General features: G+C 58.8%; 24 protein-coding genes. 9 read left to right on the top strand and 15 right to left on the bottom strand.

Annotated elements, in window-relative coordinates:
* Window position 1: 1 nt before the first annotated feature.
* On the bottom strand, window positions 2-928 hold the full coding sequence (locus tag DLM_RS05945) for a CobW family GTP-binding protein (RefSeq protein ID WP_167467045.1): 927 nt from the start codon (window positions 926-928) through the stop codon (window positions 2-4).
* Window positions 916-1,350, bottom strand: a complete 435-nt coding sequence (locus DLM_RS05940) for a Fur family transcriptional regulator (RefSeq protein ID WP_089085395.1) — start codon at window positions 1,348-1,350, stop codon at window positions 916-918. The genes DLM_RS05945 and DLM_RS05940 overlap by 13 nt, the downstream gene beginning before the upstream one ends.
* 145 nt (window positions 1,351-1,495) lie before the next feature.
* Between DLM_RS05940 and DLM_RS05935 the strand changes: the two genes are divergently transcribed.
* Both DLM_RS05935 and DLM_RS05930 read left to right on the top strand, forming a co-directional pair.
* Window positions 1,496-1,936, top strand: a complete 441-nt coding sequence (locus DLM_RS05935) for a c-type cytochrome (RefSeq protein WP_089085394.1) — start codon at window positions 1,496-1,498, stop codon at window positions 1,934-1,936.
* A 93-nt stretch (window positions 1,937-2,029) separates the two neighbouring features.
* Window positions 2,030-2,467, top strand: a complete 438-nt coding sequence (locus DLM_RS05930) for a c-type cytochrome (protein ID WP_089085393.1) — start codon at window positions 2,030-2,032, stop codon at window positions 2,465-2,467.
* Window positions 2,468-2,543: 76 nt separating this feature from the next.
* Here DLM_RS05930 and DLM_RS05925 read toward each other — a convergent pair whose 3' ends face one another.
* Window positions 2,544-3,197 (bottom strand): cytochrome b/b6 domain-containing protein, encoded by a 654-nt coding sequence (locus tag DLM_RS05925; RefSeq protein WP_089085392.1) that lies wholly within the window; start codon window positions 3,195-3,197, stop codon window positions 2,544-2,546.
* Between the two features lie 267 nt (window positions 3,198-3,464).
* Between DLM_RS05925 and tyrS the strand changes: the two genes are divergently transcribed.
* The 5 genes from tyrS (at window position 3,465) to DLM_RS05900 (ending at window position 10,222) form a co-directional block, all read left to right on the top strand.
* On the top strand, window positions 3,465-4,742 hold the full coding sequence (gene tyrS / locus DLM_RS05920; protein WP_089085391.1) for a tyrosine--tRNA ligase: 1,278 nt from the start codon (window positions 3,465-3,467) through the stop codon (window positions 4,740-4,742).
* 157 nt (window positions 4,743-4,899) lie between these two features.
* A complete protein-coding gene (locus tag DLM_RS05915; RefSeq protein ID WP_231960091.1) occupies window positions 4,900-5,769 on the top strand; it encodes an NAD(P)-dependent oxidoreductase in 870 nt (289 codons plus the stop codon).
* Window positions 5,763-6,551: a hydroxypyruvate isomerase family protein gene (locus DLM_RS05910; RefSeq protein ID WP_197715509.1), complete on the top strand. Its 789-nt coding sequence runs from the start codon at window positions 5,763-5,765 to the stop codon at window positions 6,549-6,551. The genes DLM_RS05915 and DLM_RS05910 overlap by 7 nt, the downstream gene beginning before the upstream one ends.
* Window positions 6,552-6,914: 363 nt before the next feature.
* On the top strand, window positions 6,915-8,264 hold the full coding sequence (locus tag DLM_RS05905; protein ID WP_089085389.1) for a DEAD/DEAH box helicase: 1,350 nt from the start codon (window positions 6,915-6,917) through the stop codon (window positions 8,262-8,264).
* Window positions 8,265-8,434: 170 nt separating this feature from the next.
* The gene (locus tag DLM_RS05900) at window positions 8,435-10,222 is read left to right on the top strand and encodes an aminopeptidase P family protein (protein WP_420000711.1); all 1,788 of its coding nucleotides are present in this window, start codon (window positions 8,435-8,437) and stop codon (window positions 10,220-10,222) included.
* Between the two features lie 76 nt (window positions 10,223-10,298).
* On the opposite strand, the gene argS is transcribed toward DLM_RS05900, so the two are convergent.
* The 10 genes from argS to DLM_RS05850 form a co-directional block, all read right to left on the bottom strand.
* Window positions 10,299-12,017, bottom strand: coding sequence for an arginine--tRNA ligase (gene argS / locus DLM_RS05895; protein WP_089085387.1), 1,719 nt, complete (start codon window positions 12,015-12,017; stop codon window positions 10,299-10,301).
* Between the two features lie 175 nt (window positions 12,018-12,192).
* On the bottom strand, window positions 12,193-13,227 hold the full coding sequence (locus DLM_RS05890) for an MBL fold metallo-hydrolase (RefSeq protein WP_167467044.1): 1,035 nt from the start codon (window positions 13,225-13,227) through the stop codon (window positions 12,193-12,195).
* Between the two features lie 116 nt (window positions 13,228-13,343).
* The gene (locus DLM_RS05885) at window positions 13,344-14,828 is read right to left on the bottom strand and encodes a DUF3138 family protein (RefSeq protein ID WP_089085385.1); all 1,485 of its coding nucleotides are present in this window, start codon (window positions 14,826-14,828) and stop codon (window positions 13,344-13,346) included.
* A gap of 127 nt (window positions 14,829-14,955) precedes the next feature.
* The gene (locus DLM_RS05880; protein WP_089085487.1) at window positions 14,956-15,792 is read right to left on the bottom strand and encodes an ABC transporter permease subunit; all 837 of its coding nucleotides are present in this window, start codon (window positions 15,790-15,792) and stop codon (window positions 14,956-14,958) included.
* A gap of 5 nt (window positions 15,793-15,797) precedes the next feature.
* Window positions 15,798-16,706: an ABC transporter permease subunit gene (locus DLM_RS05875; protein WP_089085384.1), complete on the bottom strand. Its 909-nt coding sequence runs from the start codon at window positions 16,704-16,706 to the stop codon at window positions 15,798-15,800.
* Window positions 16,707-16,983: 277 nt separating this feature from the next.
* Window positions 16,984-18,084 (bottom strand): polyamine ABC transporter substrate-binding protein, encoded by a 1,101-nt coding sequence (locus DLM_RS05870; protein WP_089085383.1) that lies wholly within the window; start codon window positions 18,082-18,084, stop codon window positions 16,984-16,986.
* Between the two features lie 907 nt (window positions 18,085-18,991).
* Window positions 18,992-20,338 carry a tRNA 5-hydroxyuridine modification protein YegQ gene (yegQ, locus tag DLM_RS05865; RefSeq protein ID WP_089085382.1) on the bottom strand — a complete coding sequence of 449 codons (1,347 nt, stop codon included), beginning with the start codon at window positions 20,336-20,338 and terminating at the stop codon, window positions 18,992-18,994.
* A gap of 15 nt (window positions 20,339-20,353) precedes the next feature.
* A complete protein-coding gene (locus DLM_RS05860) occupies window positions 20,354-20,773 on the bottom strand; it encodes a hypothetical protein (protein WP_089085381.1) in 420 nt (139 codons plus the stop codon).
* Window positions 20,774-20,937: 164 nt separating this feature from the next.
* Window positions 20,938-21,153: a hypothetical protein gene (locus DLM_RS05855; RefSeq protein WP_119313206.1), complete on the bottom strand. Its 216-nt coding sequence runs from the start codon at window positions 21,151-21,153 to the stop codon at window positions 20,938-20,940.
* Window positions 21,154-21,208: 55 nt separating this feature from the next.
* Window positions 21,209-22,027, bottom strand: a complete 819-nt coding sequence (locus tag DLM_RS05850) for a ferritin-like domain-containing protein (RefSeq protein WP_089085380.1) — start codon at window positions 22,025-22,027, stop codon at window positions 21,209-21,211.
* A 135-nt stretch (window positions 22,028-22,162) separates the two neighbouring features.
* Between DLM_RS05850 and fliW the strand changes: the two genes are divergently transcribed.
* Both fliW and DLM_RS05840 read left to right on the top strand, forming a co-directional pair.
* Window positions 22,163-22,606, top strand: a complete 444-nt coding sequence (gene fliW, locus DLM_RS05845) for a flagellar assembly protein FliW (RefSeq protein WP_089085486.1) — start codon at window positions 22,163-22,165, stop codon at window positions 22,604-22,606.
* Between the two features lie 41 nt (window positions 22,607-22,647).
* Window positions 22,648-23,286, top strand: a complete 639-nt coding sequence (locus DLM_RS05840; protein ID WP_089085379.1) for a DNA-3-methyladenine glycosylase I — start codon at window positions 22,648-22,650, stop codon at window positions 23,284-23,286.
* Here DLM_RS05840 and DLM_RS05835 read toward each other — a convergent pair.
* Both DLM_RS05835 and DLM_RS05830 read right to left on the bottom strand, forming a co-directional pair.
* Window positions 23,232-23,489, bottom strand: coding sequence for a hypothetical protein (locus tag DLM_RS05835; RefSeq protein ID WP_089085378.1), 258 nt, complete (start codon window positions 23,487-23,489; stop codon window positions 23,232-23,234). The genes DLM_RS05840 and DLM_RS05835 overlap by 55 nt on opposite strands.
* 183 nt (window positions 23,490-23,672) lie before the next feature.
* Window positions 23,673-25,061, bottom strand: a complete 1,389-nt coding sequence (locus tag DLM_RS05830; protein ID WP_089085377.1) for a sodium-dependent transporter — start codon at window positions 25,059-25,061, stop codon at window positions 23,673-23,675.
* Window positions 25,062-25,089: the final 28 nt, after the last annotated feature.

Raw genomic sequence — 25,089 nt, 5'->3', positions numbered from 1 at the left:
CTTACTCGAAGCAGGCCTGCAGCGCGGCCTCGACCGCTGCGTTATCCAGTGTCGGGGCAATCAGTTCAAAACGGCTGTCACGCCGCCAGGACACCTGGCTGGCTCCCCACTGGCCCTCGGCCCAGTTCAGCCACACCCAGCTATCGAGCACCTTGAACACCCCTTTGGCGCGCACCAGTCCTGGCACACGCCGGGGCAGATCATCAAAGAAGTCGGTGAGTTTTTCACCGCTGAAAGACTGCTCTGGCGGGAAGGTCCAGCCGGCGGAATCCCAGCCATTGCCGCTATCCGCCGGAATGGCCGGGCGATAGCGCGGCTTGATAGTGACAGCGGCATCCAGCCAGCTCACATTCAACTCGCCATTGCGTACTTCGGCGATGACGGACTTGGGCGGGAACAGCTTGCCGGCCTGAGTACGGAAGGCTTGCATGGTTTCCACATCGGCCATATCGGTCTTGTTGGCCACCAGCACGTCGGCAATGGCCACCTGATCGCGGTACAGCGGCTGGCGCAGGTAATCCGGGCTGACAAACTGGCGCGGGTCCACCAGGGTCAATACCGCGCCCACTTCCAGCGCATCGCCCAGCGGTTTGGCGCGCAGCTCATCAATCACCCCGGCGGCATGGGCCAGGCCGCTGGCCTCGATCAGCAGCCGGTCCGGCCGCTCGCGCCGCAGCAAGGTGGCCACGGTGGTGGTCATTTGCGGCCCGGCCACACAGCACAGGCAGCCACCGGCGATTTCCGCCACCGGCAGCTCATCGTTCATCAATGCGGCACCGTCGATGCCCACTTCACCGAACTCGTTGACAATCACCGCCCACTTTTCCGTGGCCGGACGGGTGGCGATCAAATGGCGCAAGGCCGTGGTCTTGCCCACGCCCAGAAAGCCGGTAAACAGATTGACAATGGTTTTTTTCATACCCGACATGCCTTGCAAAGTCCGGTCAGCATCAGGTTCTGGCTGCTCAGGGAGAAGTCGGCAGCCGCAGCCACGTCGCGCAGGCCGGCCAGCGCCGCCATCACATCAACTTCCTGCACCTTGCCGCAGGTTTCACACACCAGAATCATGCTTTCGTGCTGACACTCAAAATGGTCACAGACAATAAAGCCGTTCAGTGCATCTACCCGATGCAGCAAACCCTGCTCTACCAGAAAATCCAGTGCGCGATACACCGTGGGCGGTGCCGCAATGCCGCGCTCTTTTTGCAGATCGGCCAGCACCTGGTAAGCCTTGACCACGCCCCGGTGGCGCAGCACCAGCTCCAGCACCTGTTTGCGCAAGGCCGTCAGCTTGCAGCCACGGCGTTCACAATGTGCTTCCGCTGCCTGCAGATAATGAATGCTGTCCATAGACTGCTCCTGTCAATTGGGACGAATGTTACTGTATAACATCACACCAACACAACCATTAACACTCAATGGGTATTGGCTGTCATCCAGTCGTGCTAGCCTGCGTTATCCCCTGTAGCAGCTTGCAACCTTCAAAGGAGTTCACATGAAAAAAGCCCTCATGCTCAGCCTTTGCGCCGTACTGGCCAGCTCTGCCTTTGCCGCCACCGATCCGGTGTCCGCCCGTCAGGACATTTTCAAGCAGTTCAAGAAAGACGCCGCTGCCATGGGCAAGATGGTGAAGAGCGATGCCATCAACAAGGAAGAATTCAGCAAGCTGGCCGCTCACCTGGATGCCATCGCCCAGCAACCCTGGCAACACTTCCCGGCTGGCACGGCCAGCGGCCAAGCCGCCAGAAAAACCGATGCCAAGGCTGAAATCTGGAGCAAGCCCGCTGAGTGGACCAAGGCAGCAGATGCGTTCAAGGCAGAAACCGCCAAGCTAAAACAGATTGCCGCCGCGGGCGACACCGCCAGCATCAAGAACCAGTTTGGCGCGGTACAGAAATCCTGTAAGAGCTGTCACGACGCCTTCCGCAAAGACTGATAGAATTTTTACCTGGCCCAATGAACGGCAGCCGCCCGGCTGTCGTTCTGTGGCAAGCCCCTCACAACCCACAGCCAACACATCCAGCCCCTTATGAAACAGACCATCACCGCCCTGCTGCTGGCAGCACTGGCCATTCCGGCAGCCATGGCAGACTCCCCGGCGGAAATCCGCACCCAAAGCTTCAAGAAAATCCTGCGCGCTTTCGAGCCGATGGGCATGGTGGTGCGCGATCGTGACCCGTACAACAAGGCCAAATTCATTGCCATGGCCGATAGCCTGAAACAGATTGCCGCCGAACCGTTCAACCATTTCCCTGCGGGCAGCATTGACGGCAAAAGCCGCGCCAAACCGGAAATCTGGAGCCAGCCGGCCAAGTTTCAGGCTGCACGCGACACCTTCCTGAAAGCCGTCAACGAGCTGGACAGCACCGCCCACAATGGCGACCTGGCCAGCATCAAAAAGAGCTATGGCGTGGTGGCACAAAGCTGCAAAGCCTGTCATGACAGTTTCCGCGGCCCGGAAAAATAAAGCTGCCAGCCATTGCCCGCCAGTAAAACAAAAAGCCCTGATGCGTCAGGGCTTTTTGCTTGGCAGCAGGCTGCATTTACAAGCGGGTAAGCAATAACCAAACCCCGCCACAGGACAGCAGCAGCGTCAGCAGCGCCACCGGCCAGCCACGGAAATACAGTGGTGCCGCCTTGCCATCCGCCGACTGATAGCCAGTCAACATGGGGCGCACCAGGTTCTGCTTTTTCAATACCCGATAGGCAATGATGGCAGCTACATGCATCCCCACCAGCAGCAGGATGATGTTGAAAAACAGCTTGTGAAAACCGGTGACTGACTCTGACAACCCGCCATCAATCAGCTTGGCCAGCGGCCCGTCAAAGGTATAACTGTCCACATCACTGGAAAACAAGCCACTGCCCACCTGCACCAGCAGCACCAGCAGCAGCGCCACCACCATCAGGCCGCCTAGCGGGTTGTGGCCGGGCTGTTCCTGCTGCCCACCCTGCAGATAACGGCGGATGGCCGCCGGGCCTTTGACAAACTGGCGGAAACGCGCCGTTTCACTCCCCACCACGCCCCAGATCAGCCTAAACAGCAACAAGGCGGCAATCGCCTCGCCACACCATACGTGGTAATGCAGCCAGTCCCCGCCCTGCTCGCCGGTAAACCACATGCCGCCAAACAACAACACCAAACTCCAGTGAAACAGCCGGGTTGGCGCATCCCATACCTTGATCATCTTTTCCATGCTCACACTCACTGGACAACACAGTCGAAGGCCAGAGTGTAACCAGCAGCGGCAAGACTGCCTACCGCGGCCTGGTTAAAGACTGTTGCTGCGCCACCAGAACAGGGCAAATCGCCGGAGAATGCCGGTTTTGGATTCGGCCAAGGCGGTTTTCGGGTAGAATCAGCCCTTTCGCCGCCTCCTGCCCGCCCAGACGGGAAGGACAGACGGCCAACGCACTGACAGCCCGCTGCGGCTGTGTTTTCACGCATTGAGTTGGAGAAAGTAATGACCCAAGCTTCACTGATCGAGGATCTGGAGGCCCGCGGCCTGATCGCGCAAACCACAGACGCCGCCGCCTTGTCCGAACTGTTGGCCAAGGAACAGGTTACCCTGTATTGCGGATTCGACCCGACCGCCGACAGCCTGCACATCGGCAGCCTGGTTCCCATTCTGATGCTCAAACGCTTCCAGTTGGCAGGCCATCGCCCCATCGCCCTGGTGGGCGGTGCCACCGGCATGATCGGCGACCCCAGCTTCAAGGCCACCGAACGCAAGCTGAACACCCCGGATGTGATTGAAGGCTGGGTAGACAAAATCCGTGCCCAGGTTTCGCCCTTCCTGTCTTTCGAAGGCGAGAATGCCGCGGTAATGGCCAATAACTACGACTGGTTTGGCGGCATGGGCGCACTGGAATTCCTGCGCGATATCGGCAAGCACTTCTCGGTCAATGCCATGATCAAGAAAGAAGCGGTACAACAACGTATCAACCGCGACGACCAGGGCATTTCCTATACCGAATTCTCCTACAGCCTGCTGCAGGGTTACGATTTCTCCGAGCTGAACCGTCGTCTGGGCTGCAAGCTGCAAATCGGCGGCTCCGACCAGTGGGGCAATATCACCGCCGGTACCGACCTCACCCGTCGCCTGAACCAGCAACAGGTGTTCGGCCTGACCATGCCGCTGGTCACCAAGTCCGATGGCACCAAGTTCGGCAAAACCGAATCCGGCACCATCTGGCTGGATGCGCGTAAAACCTCGCCCTACGCCTTCTACCAGTTCTGGCTCGGCACCGCCGATGCCGACGTGTACAAGTTCCTGCGCTACTTCAGCTTCCTGTCGGTGGCGGAAATCGCCGCCATCGAAGAGGCCGACAAGGCCCGCGAGGGCAAGCCGGAAGCCCAGCGCATCCTGGCCGAACAAGTGACCGAACTGGTACACGGCAAGGCCGCGCTGGCCGCTGCCCAGCGCATTACCCACAGCCTGTTCAGCAATGACCTGTCCAGCCTGACCGAAGACGATTTTGCCCAACTGGCGCAGGACGGCCTGCCGCACTTCGTGCTGAACATCAGCGAAGACAGCCTGATTGACGCCGTGGCCAATGGCGGCCTGGCCAAGTCCAAGAGCGAGGCGCGCACCTTCATCCAGAGCGGTGCAGTCAGCATCAACGGCAACAAGGCGGACAGCATCGAGCATCGCTTCACTGCCGATGACCGACTGTTTGGTCGCTTCAGCCTGCTCAAGCGCGGCAAGAAGAACTACGCCCTGATCGAATGGCAGGCCTGATACCGGCCTGATGCCCGACCTGTCGGGCAATGTCATCGCGGCCCGCTCCTGCACTTGCAGGCGGGCCGTTTTTTCATGCCATCCTGGCAAGACTCGACGCCGTGGCAGCCATGCCACTAGAATTTCGCCATCCTCCATTGTCCGCAAGGCTAGCTCCATGGAAAGAATCGGTTTTATCGGACTGGGCCTGATGGGCCTGCCCATGTGCCGCAGGCTGCAGGCTGCCGGCTTCCCGCTCACGGTGTGGAACCGCTCACCGGACAAGCTGGAACAGGCCCGCGCCGAGGGCATGTCCGCCTCAACATCGCTGGCGGAACTGGCGGGTGCCAGTGACATCATCATGCTGTGCATTGCCGATGCCGCTGCGGTGCAAAGCGTGGTGGCGCAATTGCTCCCGGTCTTGCGCGCCGGCCAGCTCGTCATTGACCTGTCCAGCATCGACCCGGACACCACCCGCCGCTGCGCAGAGCAAGTCAGGCAACAGGGTGCCAACTGGGTGGATGCGCCGGTATCCGGCGGGGTAAGGGGTGCGGAACAAGGCACACTGGTGATCATGGCCGGTGGCAGCGAGGCGGACATCCAGCGCGCTAGCCAGGTACTGCAGCCGCTGTCGCAGCGCATTACCCGCATGGGTGATGTCGGCAGCGGGCAGGTGACCAAAATCTGTAACCAGCTGATTGTGGCCGCCAATGCCATGCTGATTGCCGAAGCCGTGGCGCTGGCCGAAAACAATGGTGTGGATGCCAGCCTGCTGGCACCAGCACTGGCTGGCGGCTTTGCCGATTCGCTACCCTTGCAAATCCTGGCCCCGCGCATGGCAGCGCGTCAGGCCGAGCCGGTACAGTGGAAGGTGGCTACCTTGCTGAAGGATCTGGACAACGCCGGTCAGCTATCCAGACAAAGCCAGTCGGCCACCCCACTGGCCGCGCTGGCCAGCCAGTTGATGCGCCTGCATGCGGCACAAGGCCACGCCATGGCCGACCTCAGCAGCGTCATCAATCTGTATCAGGAACCCAGACCATGTTGAAGCTCTGCGCCAACCTCAGCATGCTGTTCAGCCACCTGCCGTGGCCGGAACGCTTTGCCGCCGCCCGCGCCGCCGGTTTTGCTGCAGTGGAAATCCAGTTCCCCTATGAACATACGGTGGAACAGCTGCAAGGCTGGCTGAATCAGCATCAGCTAAAGCTGGTACTGATCAACGCCCCGGCCGGTGACCTGATGCAAGGTGGCGCAGGGCTGGCCGGCCAGCCCGGCAAGGAAGCGGAATTTGCCAGCGGCCTGCAGCAATGCCTGCATTACGCCACGCAACTGGGCGTGGAAGCGGTGAACATCCTGCCCGGACGCCTGGCCGAAGGCAGCCGCCGCCAGCAGGCCCTGGCCACACTGAATGCCAATCTGCTGATGGCTGCCGAGCTGCTTGGCCAGCATCACATCCGCTGCACCGTGGAGGCCATCAACCGCCATGACATGCCGGGCTTTCTGGTGAGCACACTTGCCGAATTGCAGCAACTGCCCGCTCACCCCAATCTTTTCTGGCAAATCGACCTTTACCACATGGCCAGCATGGGCGAAGCGCTGGCGCCCTTGCTGGCGCAACACTGGCAACGCATCGGTCATTTGCAGTTTGCCGACTACCCCGGCCGCGGCGCTCCAGGCAGCGGTGCGCTGGACTTTGCCAGCTTGTTCAGTCAAATCAAGGCCCTGCCCTATGCCTTCTGGAGCGGCGCGGAATACCGCGACAATAATGGCGACATGGGCTGGCTGGCCTCGCTGCCAGGCCAGCAGGACGATGCTGCACTGCGGCACTGAAACTTGCAGCCGGCTGCAATTTTTGATTTTTTGCCACATCTCCTGACAGGGAATCAATCACTTAGCCGGCCATTTTGCAGAAAATGCTTGCAAAGCGCTATTTTTTACCGTAGAGTGCGAACCCTTCTGATTTCCAATTTCCACCGGCAGATTCAGCAGCAGCAATGCAGCAACTGCCGGCGTGATGCTTCATCGTCCCTGACCGATATTCCAGGCTTCGTCCACGTAGTGTCTCTTTTGACTGGACTGCTGTTCGCCGCTTGCACAGGTTGGTGCCGATGACCGACAGCCTCACACGAGGCTGCTAACCGCCACATCTCCTGGCCAAGCGACACCGGCTCAATTCCGGTTTGAAAGGACATTATGCATTTCTCCGACCTGGGCGTAGCCCCGACCATCCTGCGCGCACTCGAAGCTGCTGGTTACGACACCCCCACCGGCGTACAAGCCGAAGCCATTCCTGCTGCCATTGCTGGCCGCGACCTGCTGGTTTCCGCTCAAACCGGTAGCGGCAAGACCGCAGCCTTCCTGCTGCCGGCCCTGACCAAGCTGTCCGAGCGTTCCACCGGCAAGGGCCAAGGCCCGCGCGTTCTGGTGCTGTGCCCGACCCGCGAACTGGCGCAACAGGTGGAAAAGAACGCCCTGGAATACGGCAAGGACCTGCGCTGGATGCGTACCGCCTGCCTGGTGGGCGGCGCTTCCTTTGGCTACCAGACCCGCGCCCTGTCTCGCCCGATCGACCTGATCGTGGCTACGCCGGGCCGCCTGATGGACCACATGCGCTCCGGCCGTGTTGACTTCTCCCGCCTGGAAATGCTGGTGCTGGACGAAGCCGACCGCATGCTGGACATGGGCTTCATCGAAGACATCGAAACCATCGTCAAGGCCACTCCGGAAAGCCGCCAGACCGTGCTGTTCTCCGCTACGCTGGATGGCACCGTTGGCCGCATGGCTGAAAAAATCACCCGCGAACCGCAGCGCATCGAAATTGCCCGTACCGAAACTTCCGGCGGCACCATCGAAGAACACCTGCTGTACGCGGACGACCTGAACCACAAGCATCGCCTGCTGGATCACATCCTGAAAGAATCCGGCTTTGACCAGTGCGTGATTTTCTCCGCCACCAAGGCTTACAGCGAAGAACTGGCTGACAAGCTGTCCGACCAGGGCTACTCCGCCGCCTGCCTGCATGGCGACATGCCGCAAAGCTGGCGTAACCGTACCCTGAACGACCTGCGTCGCGGTCGTATCAAAATTCTGGTGGCTACCGATGTGGCTGCACGCGGTATCGACGTACCCACCATCACCCACGTGGTGAACTTCGACCTGCCGAAACAGGCTGAAGACTATGTGCATCGTATCGGTCGTACCGGTCGTGCCGGTCGTGACGGCACTGCCATTACCCTGGCGGAATCGAAAGAATTCCACAAGGTACGCCGCATCGAGCAATACCTGAAGCGTCAGATCACCGAAGGCGTGATCGAAGGCATGGAGCCGACCCGTCGTCCGCCGAAAGGCCCGCGTCGCAATGGCAAGCCGGGTGGCTATGGTGCTCAGGGTCAGCGTCGTGGTGGTAGCAGCAACGGTAACGGCTATGGCCGCGACCGTCGCGAAGGCGGCTACGGCCGTGGCACTGGCGGCAGCTACGACAAGCGCGGCCCGCGCGCTGCCGGTAGCAGCCAGGGTCAGCGCAGCACCCAGCGCGCCGACTAAGCTCGCAGCAGTTGCTTAACAAAAAGGCGATCCACGGATCGCCTTTTTTGCGCCCTGCCGCTTCAGGCATGCACAAAATGCATGGCAACCCCGGCATAAACTCGCTTGTCAGCCTGCCATGCGCACACCAGAATATCCGGACACACAGCACTGGATAACGCATGACTACCCTGCTCACCATTCCCCAGCGTCTGGCCGCCTTGCGCCAGGCCATGCAACAACAGCATATTGATGCCTGCCTGATTCCCTCTTCCGACCCGCATCTGTCCGAATACCTGCCCGCCTACTGGCAGGCAAGGCAGTGGCTGTCCGGCTTTCACGGCTCGATGGGTACACTGATTGTCACCCACGACCAAGCCGGCCTGTGGGCCGACAGCCGCTACTGGGAACAGGCCGCCAAGGAGCTGGACGGCAGCGGCATCAGCCTGATGAAAATCCAGACCGCCGCCAGTACACAGCATCTGGACTGGCTGGCAGAACACCTGCAGCCGGGCCATACCCTGGCGGTGGATGGCGATGTAATCGGCCTGGCCGCTGTCCAGGCACTGCAAGGCCGACTCGACAGCAAGGACGTGCGCCTGCGCACCGACCTCGACCTGCTGCAGACTATCTGGCAAAACAGGCCGCCCCTGCCGCAGGCCGCCATCTACCAGCACCTGCCACCGTTTGCCAGCACCAGCCGCCAGGACAAACTGGCCGCGGTGCGGCAGGCCATGCAGCAGCACGGTGCGGATTACCATTTCATTTCCACACTGGACGACATTGCCTGGCTGCTGAACCTGCGCGGCGCGGATGTCAATTACAACCCGGTGTTCATCAGCCACCTGCTGCTGGGTCCGGACAGCACCACCCTGTTTGTTGATGGCAAGAAAGTGGATGCCAAGCTGCAAGCCGAACTGGCAGCCGACGGCGTGCAACTGGCCGATTACCACAGTGCCAAGTCGGTACTGACTTCCCTGCCCCACAGCAGCACCATGCTGCTGGACCCGCGCCGCATCACGCTGGGTTTCCATCAGGCCATGCCACAAAGCATGCCGCGCGTGCAGGCCATCAACCCCAGCACCTTGCTGAAAGCCTGCAAGACCGCCGCCGAGGCAGAACACATCCGCCACACCATGGAGCAGGATGGCGCTGCGCTGTGCGAGTTCTTTGCCTGGTTCGAACAGGCAGTCAACCGCGAAGCCATCACCGAACTGAGCATCGACGCGCAGATTACCGCCGCCCGCGCCCGCCGCCCCGGTTTTGTCTCGCCCAGCTTTGCCACCATTGCCGGTTTCAATGCCAACGGCGCCCTGCCCCATTACCGCGCCACGGAACAGGCCCATGCCAGCATTGCCGGTGACGGCCTGCTGCTGATCGACTCCGGCGGTCAGTATCATGGCGGCACCACCGACATCACCCGCGTGGTGGCGGTCGGTACGCCCAGCCCGGAACAAAAGCGCGACTTCACCCTAGTGCTCAAGGGCACACTCAATCTGTCGATGGCCCACTTCCCGCGTGGCACCCTGTCGCCGATGCTGGATGCACTGGCCCGCGCCCCGATGTGGCAGCACAATATCGACTTTGGCCACGGCACCGGCCATGGCGTGGGTTATTTCCTCAATGTGCATGAAGGCCCGCAAACCATCTCGCGCAGCCTGCCGGATGCCAGCATGGCCATGCAGGAAGGCATGATCACCTCGGTGGAACCGGGCATCTATCGCCCCGGCCAATGGGGGGTGCGCATCGAGAACCTGGTGTTGAACGTAGCGGCGGAGAAAAACGGCTTTGGCGACTTCCTGCGCTTTGAAACCCTCACCCTCTGCCCGATCGACACCCGCTGCATCGAGCACAGCCTGCTGTCACGCCAGGAAGTGGACTGGCTGAACCACTATCACGCCGAAGTACGACGCCGCCTGCAGCCATTGGTTGATGGCACGGCCCGTGACTGGCTGCTGCAGGCTACCAAGCCCATCTGATAGAAACCCGTTTGGCTGCCACAAAAAAAACGCCCTGGAATCCAGGGCGTTTTTGTTCTTGCGCGGACTGCGGTGCTTACATCGCTTCCAGCACCTTGATGCCCAGCAGGTCCAGGCCGGTGCGCAGGGTTTTGGCGGTCAGCGCTGCCAGTTGCAAGCGGCTGGCACGTACCTCGCCTTCGCTCTTCAGGATCGGGCAGGCTTCGTAGAAGCGCGAGAACAGCGTGGCAATCTGGTACAGATAGTTGGACAGGTAGTGCGGGTAGCAACCTTCCGCCACTGACAACAGCGTGTCTTCAAACTGGGCCAGTGCCGCCGCCAGATGCTTCTCCGCTGGCTCGGTAATCACGATGGGCGCATTGGCGTCCACGTTTTCCGCCTTGCGGAATACGCTCTGCACGCGGGTGTAGGCGTATTGCAGATACGGCGCAGTATTGCCTTCAAAGGCCAGCATGGTGTCCCAGTTGAAGATGTAATCGCTCATGCGGTTTTTGGACAGGTCGGCATACTTCACCGCACCAATACCTACCGCCGCAGCGATTTCGCGCTTTTCAGCCTCGGACAGCTCCGGGTTCTTTTCCGACACCAGCGCGTAGGCACGCTCTTCCGCCTCGTCCAGCAGCTCGATCAGCTTGACCGTGCCACCGGAGCGGGTCTTGAACGGCTTGCCGTCATCGCCCATCATCACGCCAAAGCCGATATGCTCCAGCTTCATGCTTTCCGGCGCAAAACCGGCCTTGCGGCAGATGCTGAACATCTGGGCAAAATGCTGACTCTGGCGCGCATCCACCACGTAAATCACGCGGTCCAGGTTCAACACCTTGTGACGGTAGCGCACCGCGCCAAGGTCGGTGGTGGTGTACAGGAAGCCGCCGTCTTTCTTGCGGATGATCACGCCCATCGGCTCGTCGTCCTGGGTGCGGAATTCCTCCAGGAACACCACTTCCGCGCCTTCGCTTTCGCTCAGCAGGCCAGCGGCACGCAGTTCTTCCACAATCACCGGCAGGTCGTCGTTATAGGCGGACTCGCCGCGCACATGCTCGCGCTTGAGGCCGACATTCAGCTTTTGATACACCGCTTCGCAATGCTTGAGCGAGATGTCGACAAACTGCGCCCACAGCTTGAGCACTTCTTCGTCACCGCCTTGCAGGCGCACCACATAGTCACGGGCGCGGTCGGCAAACTCTTCGCTTTCGTCAAAGCGCTCCTTGGCGTTGCGGTAGAAGGTTTCCAGATCGGACAATTCCAGCGCGTTGTCACCAGCCTGACGAATTTCCACCAGATAGGCGGTCAGCATGCCGAACTGGGTACCCCAGTCGCCCACGTGGTTGGCACGCACCACATCGTGACCCAGGAATTCCATCACCCGTGCCAGTGCGTCACCAATAATCGACGAGCGCAGGTGGCCGACGTGCATTTCCTTGGCCAGATTGGGCGAGGAGTACTCCACCATCACGCGCTGGGCCGCTACCGGGCTGATGCCCAGCTTGTCGTCCTTCAGGGCAGCTTCGCTGCGGCGGGCCAGATATTCAGGGGCAAGATGAATATTGATGAAACCCGGACCGGCGATTTCCACCTTGTCGGCAATGCCTTGCAGGTCGAGCGCGGCGACCACCTTCTGCGCCAGCTCGCGCGGATTGGTCTTGAGTACCTTGGCTGCACCCATGACGCCATTGGCTTGATAGTCACCGAATTCCGGCTTGGAAGCCGGCTGGATCACAGCCGGCGCTTCCGGCGCACCGGCAGCGGCCAGCGCTGCCTGTACCCGTTCATTGATCAACTGCAGAATTGTCATGCATCGCCCCATATTGCCGTGAAAACGAAAAAAAACCTTCGTTTTCGAAAAAATTAACAGTGTCGATTGTATGCCCCCCGGCCTTGACGAGCAATGTTTGCATTGCAGCAAAAGGCAAGGCATGCGCCAATCCGGTGCCAACCGACCGCGGCAGGACCAGGGCAAGGCCGAATCCTTACAACCAGATGGTTTCGCCAATGGCCGGCAGCATGAAATCCGCGGCACTGACATGTTGTTCACGCAAGGCCATCGCCAGTTCGGCCATGGGCTGCTGGATCGGCTCGTCTGTCAGAATGAAGGTTCCCCAGTGTACCGCCCAGGCCTTGCGCGCAGCCACATGCCGGAAAATGCGCACCGCCTCCTCCGGATTGACATGCTGCGCCCGCATGATCTTGCGCGGTTCATACGCACCAATAGGCAGCAGCGCAAAGTCTACCGGGCCGATATGCAGGCCAATCTCATGAAACAATTCGGCACGATAACCGGTATCACCGGGAAACCAGATTTTCTTGCCGCCGCCTTCCAGCAAAAAGCCTCCCCACAGCGCCCGGTTAAGGTCGCCCCATGGCCCGCGATTACTCCAGTGGTGCGCCGGTGTCAGCAGGATGCGCAAGGGGCCATGCCGACAAGCCTGCCACCAGTCCAGCTCGACGATGCGCTCTGCGGGAATGCCTGCCGCCCGTGCCGCCCGCGATACCCCCAGCGGCAGCACAATATGCGGCGCACCGCCCTGCTGTCCGGCCAGACGCCGCAGGGTGGCAAAATCCAGATGGTCGTAATGCAAGTGGGTCAGCAGCACCAGGTCGATACGTGGCAGCGCGGGCAGATCCAGCGGCATGGCTACCTGCCGCTTGGGACCGACAAACCCAAACGGCGACACTCTGGGTGACAGCACGGGATCGATCAGCACATTCATGCCTTCCAGCTGGATAAAGCTGCTGGCATGCCCCAGCCAGGTGATGCTGGGCCGCCGCCGATTGGTACGCAGCGCTGCGGCATCCCCAGCACAAACCGGAATCATCTCGGGCCGGTGATCCGGCGGTTGCCGCCACAGGCTGGACAGTTTCCAGTACAGCAGGCTGGCCAGCGATGGCAAGGCAAAGGGGTAAAGATTGCGATAGCCAGCCGGGCCATGGTGAGTTTTGCCAGGGCGGGCTTGATACGGCAGCCGGTTGAACATGGCGGCCATCCAGTCTGGGCGTTTGAGCATGAAGTAATCCGCAAGTGGGGTAAGCGGCAGATGCAGCCGGCCTGGCCATTTGGCAAGAGGCCGCATGAAAAATGGCCTCCAGCGGAGGCCATTCGCGCAGTGAAACAGTCTGGTAATCAGAAGCTGTACACCGCCTGGGCGGCAAAGATATCGTTGCTCTTGCGATAGCTGCCATCGTTACGCAGGAACACATCACGATTGGCCCAGTCGTGGCGCACTTCCATCTTCAGGGTAAGCTGGTCGGTGGGGTAGAACAGCAAGGCTGCGGTCAAAGCCTGACGGGTAGCGCCGGCGCAGTCCGTGCCATTGACACTGCTGCTATTGAAACAGGCTTGCGAAATACCGAAGCCGTTGGTGCTATCGACACCAGCGTAATTTCCGCCAGTTACACTATTCGTACCCGAGGAAAGCGCGATACCACCGCCACCGCCGCCGTTCTTGCTGTCGTTCAGGTAGTCATAGCGCAAGGTGGCACCCATGCGGCCGAACCAGTCGGAATTCCATTTCTGATGGGCCAGCAGTGAAAAGCCATACCATACGGCATCACCACCGTTCCAGGCTGCCTGCTTCTGGCGACCATAATCCAGTTCGGCATTCAGCACACCGTCGGTCATGGTGTAAGTGGCATCCAGCTCGGCAAAGTAGTAATTGCTATACGGGTTGCTAGACGTACCCTGATAGCCGTAGGTCTTGTCGGCATTGCCACTGGAGTCGGTATGCGCCACCAGTGACTGTCGTCCCACATTGGCAGAACCACCGATATCCAGCGCACTGCTCCAGGTGTAATCAAAGCGACCGGTTACACTGGGCGTGTTATTGGCAGACTTGCCATTATTGGTATTCAAGGAATTTGCCGAGGTGCGGTACTGCTCGTTGGCAATCATGAACTTGGTGGCCCATGCGCCGTGCGCCCAGTTGAAACCGGCACCAACATAGCTGCCCGGATCGCTGAAGTCGTACAGCAAGCCATGGGTGATGGTGTTCATCTGGTTGGATTGCTGAACTTCGTAGCCACCAAAGCTGTTCATCAGGCCGGCCACCAACTGGGTGGTGTCCGATACCGGGAAGTTGATGATGGCAGTATTGATGATGTTGTTGGTACCGCCGCCGTCCAGCAAGGTATTACCGGAGCCACGATTGGGCAAGATGCTGATTTCGGCACTGGGTGCCATCGGGCCAACACCAAAGGTTTTCTTGATGTCCAGGTAGACATCACCAAAGGTGCTATTGGTATAGGCATAGCCACTGTTGTGGTTGACGAACTGGAAGCCCGCACTCTTGCCGCTACGGTTATACAGATAAGTCGGGTCCAGATAGCCAGTCACGCTCAAGCCGGCAATCGGCCCTTCGCTGGCATCGGTGCTCAGCTTGTCCACCTTCATTTCCATGCCGGCCACACGCTGCTTCAGTTCGGCATTGCCGTCATCCGCATCGGGTGCCTTGGCTGCGGTGGCCGCATTCACCGCCTGTTGCAGTTGTTGCATTTGCGCCTGCAGAGCCTCTAGCTGGGCCTTGAGCTTGGCGATTTCGTCTCCCTTGGCATCGGCCATGGCTACGCCGGGAAGACCTGCGATCAGAGCACTGATCAACAATTTCCTCATTTCATTTCTCCCTTGTACTACAGCATGAACAGCACTTCTCCTACGCTTTGGATAAAAAACGGGGCAGCAACCGGAATCTGACATCCCACCTGCTACCCCGTGGTCGTTACACGATTTCCCCGTCGTGTCAGGCTTGCTTGAAAGCCAACTGCATTTCGCGATCGCGCTTACGCTGAGCGGAACGCATATAGAGGTTGCCCGCCACAACGCCCACCGACACCACCAGGATGAACAGGGTGGCCAGCGCATTCATTTCCGGGTTCAGACCCAGACGTACGCGGGAGAACACCACCATGGGCAGCGTGGTGGAGCCCGGACCGGACAGGAAGGCAGTCAGCACCAGGTCGTCCAGCGACAGGGTGAAAGACAGCAACCAGCCGGAAACCAGCGCTTGCGAAATCAGCGGCAGCGTGATCACAAAGAACACCTTCAGCGGGCGCGCTCCCAGGTCCATCGCGGCCTCTTCCAGCGAACGATTAAGCTCACGCACACGGGATTGCACGATGATGGCCACATAGGACACGCACAGCATCACGTGGCCAATCCAGATGGTGAACACGCCACGACCTTCCGGCCAGCCAAAAGCCTGCTCCATGGCCACAAACAGCAGCAACAGCGAAATACCCTGGATCACCTCGGGAATCACCAGCGGTGCATTGACCATGCCGGCAAACAGCGGGAACAGGCGGAAGCGGTTAAGCCGCGCCAGCACGAAACCGGCCCAGGTTCCCACCACCACCGATGCCGTTGCCGTCATCAGCGCAATCTTGATGCTGAGCAGGGCGGCGGTGATCAGCTCATCATCCTCCAGCAGCGCCCAGTACCACTTGGTGGAGAAACCAGACCATACCGTCACCAGCTTGGACTCGTTGAACGAGTAGATGATGAGCAGCAGGATGGGCAGGTACAGGAAAGAGTAGCCAAAGCCAAGTACCGCATAAGACAGCGGTTTGCTGGGTTTCATGGTGCTCATTTCACTTCCTCCATCGCTTTTGCCTGGTAATGCTGGAACATCGCCATGGGCACCAACAGCAGCAGCACCATCGCGCAGGTCACGGTAGCCGCCATCGGCCAGTCCATATTGTTGAAGAATTCATCCCACATCACGCGACCGATCATCAGCGTGTCCGAACCACCCAGCAGTTCCGGAATCACGTATTCACCGACCGCCGGAATGAACACCAGCAGGCTGCCGGCAATGATGCCGTTCTTGGACAGCGGCAAAGTTACCTGCAAGAAGGCTTTCCACGGGCGGGCACCCAGGTCGTAGGCCGCTTCCAGCAAGCGCAGGTCCATTTTCACCAGGTGGGAATACAGCGGCATGATCATGAACGGCAGATAGGAAAACACCATGCCGATATATACGCCCCAGTTGGTGTGATAAAGCCGCAATGGCGTATCAATCACGCCCAGCCACATCAGGAACTGGTTGAGAAAACCGTCATTCTTCAGAATGCCGATCCAGGCATACACGCGGATCAGGTAGGAGGTCCAGAACGGCAGCATCACCATCATCATCAGCGTGTCACGGGCGGACTCGGACGCACGGGCGATGTAATAGGCCATGGGATAGCCGATCAACAAGCACAGCACGGTAGAGACAAACGCCATCTTCACCGAACTGATATAGGTGGCGAAATACAGATCGTCACCCAGCATGAACTTGTAATGACCGATGTTGAGTACCAGGGTGAAGACATCGTCTTCCATCTTGGTCAGCGGCGTGTAGGGCGGAATGCCCAACTGCTGCTGAGAGAAGCTGATACCCACTACCAACAGGAAAGGCAGCAGGAAAAAGACAAACAGGAACAAAAACGGTACACCAATGGCAGTAGTCCTGCCGGACGGTAACCATCGACTGATTTTGAGACTTTTCATGATTTAGCACCACTTGGCCGGTGGGACCGGCTTGCCAAGCCCATCTTTACAGCCATCAAATCAAGGCCCTGTCACGACTCGCCCTGATGTGATGACTTACGTTTCACTGCAAACCCGTCTGCGGGACCGGTTTGCAACCCTCACTCCACTTGCTTTTTTCTAGCCGCTCACCATCGCTGTCACCTCTGGCCAGCGGCTGTTGCATCAGCCCATACCCACCGGACCGTGCTGTCATGGCCTGCCGGCGCGTTCACGCACCGCCAGGCCGGGACACAGTTTAGCGGCCAGTCTTCAATTGGGTCCACAGGCGGTTCTGCAGACGCATGATGTCAGCCGGCAGCGGCTTGAGCAGGAACAGGGTCTTCATGACCGATTCCGGCGGATAGATAGACGGATCGTTGGCGATTTCCGGCTTCACGAACTTGCGTGCCGCCGCGTTGGCAGTGGGGTAGAACACTTCATCGGTAATCGCGGCGTTGACTTCCGGATTCTGGATGTAGTTGATCCACTTCAGGGCCGACTCCACATGCGGAGCATCTTTGGGGATGACCATCACGTCAAACCAGATCGGCGCGCCGGATTTCGGAATCACGTAGCCCAACTGATAAGTACGCTTGGCTTCCGCGGCACGATGCTTGGCAATGTTGACGTCACCGGACCAACCCAGCGCCAGACAGATATCACCATTGGCCAGGTCGTTGATGTAGCCGGAGGAATTGAACTGGGTGATATAGGGGCGGATTTTCTTCAGCAATTCGAAGGCGACCTGATAATCAGCCGGGTTCTTGCTGTTCGGGTCCTTGCCCAGGTGGTGCAGTGCAACGGCAAAAACGTCGTTGGCCTGATCCAGCACCGATACACCGCAGCCCTTGAGCTTGGAAACGTATTTCGGATCAAACAGGATGTCCCAGCTATCCAGCGGCGCATTGGCCCCCAGAATGGCTTTCACCTTGGTGAAGTTGTAGCCCAGGCCATCAGTACCATACGCCCAGGGCACACCGTGGGCATTGCCCGGATCAGCGTCCTGAATCTTGGCCATCAGGGCCTTGTCCAGATTCGCCAGGTTTGGCAGCTTGGATTTGTCCAGCTTCTGGTATATGCCAGCTTCAATCTGCTTGGCCATGAAGTTGGAGGTAGGAACCACGATGTCGTAGCCGGCACGGCCGGTCAGCATCTTGGCTTGCAGGGTGTCGTCGCTATCGTAAACGTCATACTTGACCTTCACGCCGGTTTGCTTCTCAAAGCCAGGGATGGTGCTCTTGGCAATGTAGTCAGACCAGTTGTAGACATTCAGCATCTTGTCTTCTGCCAGAACGCCAGCACTTGGCAGTAACAGAAGCAGCGAACACAGCACCTTCTTGACAAGTTTCTTCTTCATTACAGGCTTCCTATGTATTGCAAGACCATAAACTCCCTGTGTCTGGGGACGTCAGGGACCTGATGAACTGCACCTCATGATGACCGCGCGGGGATTCTCCCTCCTATCCGGTCAACGCCAAACCTGGGGCGAATGCGGCACGCTTATCCGCTAAGCAATATTCGTGCACAACATTTATAACCCCATCCTATCCACTCTGGCTATTTCCAATCCAGCTGGACGTGACATCAGTCGGGCAAGAGACGAAGGACAAGGCAACGTAAGGCTGCCAGCCTTTTCACATTTATTGTTATCGCAGGAAACCCGTGGAAACCGACCACGCAGACAGTCTGAAAAACTGCCGGACATCAATCGTCTTCCGCACAGGCCATGACAAGCATGACCTGGCCTCCTCCGTTGTAGATTGCACCTCTGTATGTTTAATAAAATCCACATTTCGTGGTGAGGTGTTACAGCTTTTTAACCACAAAGACATTTAGCCGCAACATGATTTTTTTCCGCAGCGCAAAAAAACCGCGCGCACGAGCACGGGATATCGCCTGGCGTTTGCTGCGCTCCACATCTGATCATTTATCCGTCACTGAGCGATCAATAGCACCAAATAGCCCACATATATGATCAAAACATCCAACAGACTTGCTGTTTCAAGGGTTTAGCCGGCCTGGGCCGCCACCGCGTCGACAAACCGGCATCGCATAAAACGCAAGATGGGCTAACGATTCAACGCAGCCGCCTGGCGGTCGGTGGACAGAAAAAGATTTTTCTTGGCAATGCCCGGAATGAGGCAGATTTGCCACAGATCAAATCTGACACTGCCATGCTGTGTCTGCACCGCAAAGAAAAGCGGATTGCCCCTGCAGGCAACCCGCTCACGTTTTAGCAAGAATTTTGCACCCGGATAATTTGATCAGATCAGCCGTGCCAGCAAGGCTTTTTCCATGCCGGCCATGTCAGGAATGCGTACCTGCATGCCGTTACCCGCCGCCAGCTCCACCGCCACGCCGTTACGGGTCATCTGAGTCAGCTGCACGATGCGATTGCCACGCGGATGGATCACCTCGATGCGATCCCCCACCCCAAAGCGGTTTTTCACCTCGATCAGCGCCCAGCCGTCGGCATCCACTTCCAGCACATCGCCCACATACTGGCTTTGCTTGGCCTTGGAATGGCCGTCCAGGTAGTTCTGGTAATCCTGGGTCTGGTGACGCTCCAGGAAGCCCGGGGTGTAGCCACGGTTGGCCAGGCCTTCCAGCTCGGCCAGCAGGCTGTAGTCAAACGGACGACCGGCCACGGCGTCGTCGATGGCACGGCGATACACCTGGGCGGTACGCGCCACGTAGTACAGGCTCTTGGTACGGCCTTCAATCTTCAGCGAGTCCACACCGATCTTCACCAGCTTCTCCACCTGCTCTACCGCGCGCAGGTCCTTGGAGTTCATGATGTAGGTGCCGTGCTCGTCTTCGATGATGGGCATCAGTTCGCCCGGACGGCTGCCCTCTTCGATCAGATAGGTCTTGTCGGCCAGCGGATGGCGCTCGGCACCGCCACAGGCGGCAAAGCTCTGGTTGGCCTCTTCCAGCGCCTTGTGGAAGTCCAGCTTGATGGTCTGCACGTCGCCGGCATCGTCGGCCTGGGTGTCGTGCATCTTGTAGTCCCAGCGGCAGGCATTGGTACAGGTGCCTTGGTTGGGATCGCGGTGATTAAAGTAACCGGACAGCAGGCAGCGACCGGAATAGGCAATGCACAAGGCACCATGTACAAACACTTCCAGCTCGATATCCGGGCATTCCTGGCGGATTTCGGCAATCTCGTCCAGGCTCAGCTCGCGCGACAGGATGATGCGTGACACGCCCAGCTTCTGCCAGAACTTCACCCCCATGTAGTTGACGGTATTGGCCTGCACCGACAGGTGGATCGGCACTTCCGGCCAGCGCTCGCGCACCATCATGATCAGGCCCGGATCGGCCATGATCAATGCATCCGGCTTCATGGCAATCACCGGCTCCATATCGGCCATATAGGTCTTGATCTTGCTGTTGTGCGGCAGCAGGTTGCTGGCTACGAAAAACAGCTTGCCCCGGGCATGGGCTTCATCAATGCCGGTTTTCAGTTCTTCGAGCTTGAAGTCGTTGTTGCGTGCGCGCAGCGAATAACGCGGCTGGCCGGCGTAAACCGCATCGGCACCAAAATCGTAGGCGGCACGCATCTTGTCCAGCGTGCCGGCGGGCAGCAGCAATTCCGGGGCTTTTAACATAGTGGCTTGGCTTTCTTAATGAGACAGACAGGCAATGGGCAAGGGCATGCGGTCCGGCGGCACAAAGGCGCGGCGTGAGGCATCCTGGTTCAGCCTGTCTTCCGAATAGTATGCGAGCAGAACGGCGCGGGCGTCCTGTAGCACATCGTCACACTGCGCCAGGAAAACCGGCCAGTCTGCCACCATGTCCGGGCTTTGCTGGGCACGGTGGTACAGGATGGACAGCAGCGACATGGTGATGGTGTGGTGATATTTCTGGGCAGCGCCCTGTGCCATCGCGTAGCGTGACAAGGCGCGTGCGCAGCGCACGGCCGCCTCGGCCGCAGGGTACTGCCGGCGATAAGCCCAGGCGGCATACAAATGCGCCTGATGGGTAAACTCGGATGCAGGCAGCGTATTGGATTCCAACTGACGCAAAAACGCCTGGTAGTCCATGAATCGGGATCTCCGAAAACTGTAAAAACAAAAAGGCCCCGCCGTATCCGGGGCCTTTTCTATTATGTTGCGGCGCGATTATGCGCCGCCTGCACCGGCATCGTCAAGCATTAAACCCATGGGCGGGCTGGCATTAAACCCCTGTTTTCAATGCCATTTTTTCCTCATGGTTTTTTAGCCAGCAACACCAGCATCAACAATTGCACCAGCAGGGACAGCAGCAGCAGCGCGCCCCAGCCAAGGGTGAGCACAGGTGACTGTGCAAAGCTCAGCTCACTCATCACCGCCGCACTTAGCACAAATGATAATGTCGCCCCCAACAGACCACCAACGGCCTGCTTGCGCTGACAGCGAAGACGCTGGATAAACCGGAAAATCATTACTCACTCCACGCCGACATACCGTCGGACCAATTGATTGAATGCAGCCATGCCATCAGACCGACTGCGTGGATTTGGCATGTTGCAGCCATGCCAGCTCTGCCTCGGTGAAACCGGCGCGGCGCCGCGCATCCAGATTGTAGCTGCCACGGTGGACGGTCAGATCGTGCTCGTCCAGCAAGGCCATGAAGGTGCTTGCCGGATCCTGCCCACGCTCGCGGCACAGCCAGTGAAACCAGTGATTCCCCACCTGCACATGACCTATTTCATCCTGCAGGATGATATCCAGAATCGCTGCGCTGGCATGATCACCGATATTGACCAGCTTGCGCTTGAGTTCCGGACTGGCATCCAGGCCGCGGGCTTCCAGCACCCTGGGGACCAATGCCATGCGTACCAGCACATCGTGATCGGTATGGTGGCAGATTTCCCACAGGCCGTTATGTGCCGGGAAATCGCCATAGGCGTAACCCAGTTGCTGCAGGCGCTGCTGCAACAGCCGGAAGTGCCGGGCTTCTTCTGCGGCAATGCGCAACCAGTCACTCACAAAGGCATCCGGCATGTCGCGAAAACGCCAGGCGGCATCCAGTGCCAGATTCACCGCATTAAATTCGATATGGGCAATGGCATGCAACATGGCCGGCTGCCCCTGCGGCGAGCCCGGACGACGGCGCGGCACCTTGGTGGCATGCACCAGTTCCGGCTTGTCTGGATGCCCGGCCACCGGCAGGCGTGTCAGCCCCGCCTCCAGCCTTTGCAGTTGGCCAGCTTGCCACGCGACATGCAGCGCCTCGGTTGCAGCCAATTTGGCTGACACATCGCAGCAGCGCAATGCCGCCTCAATCTGCGGATACAGGGAAGAAGGATTCATCATGGTGCAGCATTCTAACGGTTCGCACTGCTTTCAGGCGAAGCAGCACCATTCTGGACAAGTGGCGGGCAGCATATCAGCATCGTCGCCAGCATAGGCTTGATGCATAATGCTGGCATCTGCCACAGGGAGAACATCATGCTATTCAATTCCAGCCAACTCGGCACCGTAGAAGTGGATGAAAGCACCATCATCAATTTTGCCCAAGGCATCCCGGCCCTGGAAAACTGCACCCAGTTCAAACTGTTTCACAATGCCGACAGTGACAACCCATCGGTCTTCTGGATGCAGTCGCTTAACGATGCAGAGATTACCTTCAGCGTCACCCATCCGGCCCAACTTGGCGTGCGCTATGAAGTGGAACTGAGTGATGAGGAAGTTGCCCGCCTGAAACTGAGCAAGCCGGAAGATGCAATCATTCTGGTACTGCTATACCAGGAGCAGGCAGAATCGGAATCCCACCCGGCACTGGGTGAGCTGAAAGCCAATATCCGCAATCCGCTGATCATCAATCTGGCAAGCCGCCAGGGCCTGCAGAAAACCGGCCTGTCCTGCGACATCCTGATGCACAATCTTGCCTGATCCCCCAGGCCCGGCCAGTGCCGGGCCTGCCTGGAGTGTCCATGTACCCAGCATCCCTGCCCCGCTGTCACTGGTGTGGCGACGATCCGCTCTATATTGCCTACCACGACGAAGAATGGGGCCGCCCGCAGCACGATGAGCACAAGCTGTTTGAAATGCTGATTCTGGAAGGCGCACAAGCGGGTTTGTCGTGGATCACCATCCTGCGCAAGCGGGAAGGCTATCGTCGGGCGTTTCACGGTTTCGATCCGCAACAAGTCGCCCAGATGACCGAGGCAGATGTCGAGCGCCTGATGCAGGATAGTGGCATCGTACGCAACCGGCTGAAAATACGCAGCGCCATCCGCAACGCCAAAGTTTTCCTGCAACTGCAGCAACAACACGGCAGCTTTGATCAGTGGCTGTGGGCACATACCGCTGGCGTCAGCCAGTTGAATCACTGGCAATCCGCCAGCGAATGCCCGGCCACCTCGCCACTATCAGACTGCATCAGCCGGGAACTGAAAAAAGCCGGGATGAATTTCGTCGGCAGCACGGTGATCTATGCCTATCTGCAAGCCACCGGCGTCGTCAACGACCACCTGCTGGGCTGCCACCAACACCCGGAATACCAGCCAACTGCGGATCAGGCCGGGCAGGTATCAAATACCACGGTGCAGAACAAACCATCCGCTGAATGAAACGGGTGGGCGCGCACCAGCTCGTCCTCCCGGCAGAAGGCCATCATGCGCCAGCCCTGAACCAGCTCGCGCACTTCCTGTTCCGACCACGGCCCCTCAACCCGATCCGGCACCAGCGCCGACAGCTCACGGCACAGGTGGTGCAGGTGCTCGGGCATCTCCAGTTGCTGCAGAGTAAAAAACAGCGTTTTGTCCTGATGCATGCATAACCTTTCGCCATAACCGGCAGGCGGTGAGCAGCCATCATTTCATGCTTTATTCATCAAATCCAGTTAAAAGACTATTCGTAAATATCATTTACTTCAGCCAGTGCAGAGAAACAACAATAGCCAAGAAAAAGGGCCATCCATGCTGGATGACCCTGTTGCAAATACATCAGGCACCACTCAGAACAACTTCAAACCCTTGAGCATGACCACCAGAATCAGCAGCGGAGAGACAAAGCGCACCACCAGCAGCAGCACACGCACCAAGCCCTCGTTATGCAGCCGCCCTTCATTGGACAAGGCAGCTTTCAAACGCTCAAAGCCCCACACCCAGCCAACAAACAGGCAGAGGAAAATCCCCCCCAGCGGCATCAGGATATTGGAAGTCACAAAGTCAAACAGATCAAACATGGTCATGCCAAACAGTTTGAAATCGGCCATGCTGCTGTTGGACAAGGCACACGTTGCGCCAAACAGTGCCAGCACCAACAAGTTCAATACCGTTGCCCTGGGACGGCTGATGCCAAAGCGCTCACTCAATACCGATACCGGCACTTCCAGAATCGACAGCATGGCACCGGTAGAGGCAATCGCAGCCAGAATGAAGAAAGCCACCATGAACAACTGCCCCATGGGCATGCTGGCAAACACCGCCGGAATGGTAATGAACAGCAGCGACGGCCCGGCTTCCGGCTTGAAGCCAAAGGCAAACACCGCAGGAAAGATGGCAATGCCGGCCAGCATGGATACAAACAGGTCGGCACACATCACGCGCAGCGTGGTAGCCGGAATGTTCTGATCATCGCGGAAGTAACTGCCATAGGTCATCATGGTGCCCATGCCGATGGACAGCTTGAAGAAGGCCAGCCCCACCGCGGTGAGCACCACCCCGGCGGTAATCTTGGAAAAATCCGGGGTAAACAGAAAGCTGACCCCCTGCATGGCACCCGGCAGCATCAGGCTGCGCACACCGATTACCACCAGCAACAGGAAAAGGATGGGCATCAGTTTTTTGGTGACCGCCTCAATCCCCTTGGCCACCCCCATCAGCAGAATGCCGCCAATCAGCGCCAGCACCAGCCATTGCCACAGCAGCGACTGCACCGGATCGGCAATCAGCTTGCCAAACGCCGAAGAGGTCACTTGTGGATTGCTGGACAAAATGCCGCCGCCAATGGCCTTGAACACATAGGCAAACACCCAGGCGGCCACTTCGGAATAAAACGCCATGATCAAAAAGGCAGACAACACGCCAAAGGCGCTGATCAGCCACCAGGGCTGACCGGCAGGTGCCAGTTTCTTGAGTGCAGTCACCGCATCGGACTTGGCACGGCGCCCCAGCATGATTTCGGAAATCATCACCGGCAGCCCCACCAGCAAGGTGGCACAGACATAAACAATCAGAAAACCGGCACCACCATTGGTACCGGTCAGGTAGGGAAACTTCCAGATATTGCCAAGGCCTACGGCCGAGCCCAGCGTTGCTGCCAGCACACCGAAGCTGGAGGTAAAACCGTCACGCGCCTTGCTGGCGCCTGCGGAGGCCGAGGATCTGCTGTCCTGTTTCATTTGGTCTCTCATCACGACAAAATTCAAG

Origin of the sequence: Aquitalea magnusonii, assembly GCF_002217795.2 — a bacterium.
In the GTDB taxonomy this organism is placed as follows: Bacteria; Pseudomonadota; Gammaproteobacteria; order Burkholderiales; family Chromobacteriaceae; genus Aquitalea; species Aquitalea magnusonii_B.
Note: the sequence above shows the minus strand (reverse complement) of the source record. Positions and strands in the feature narration are given on the sequence as shown.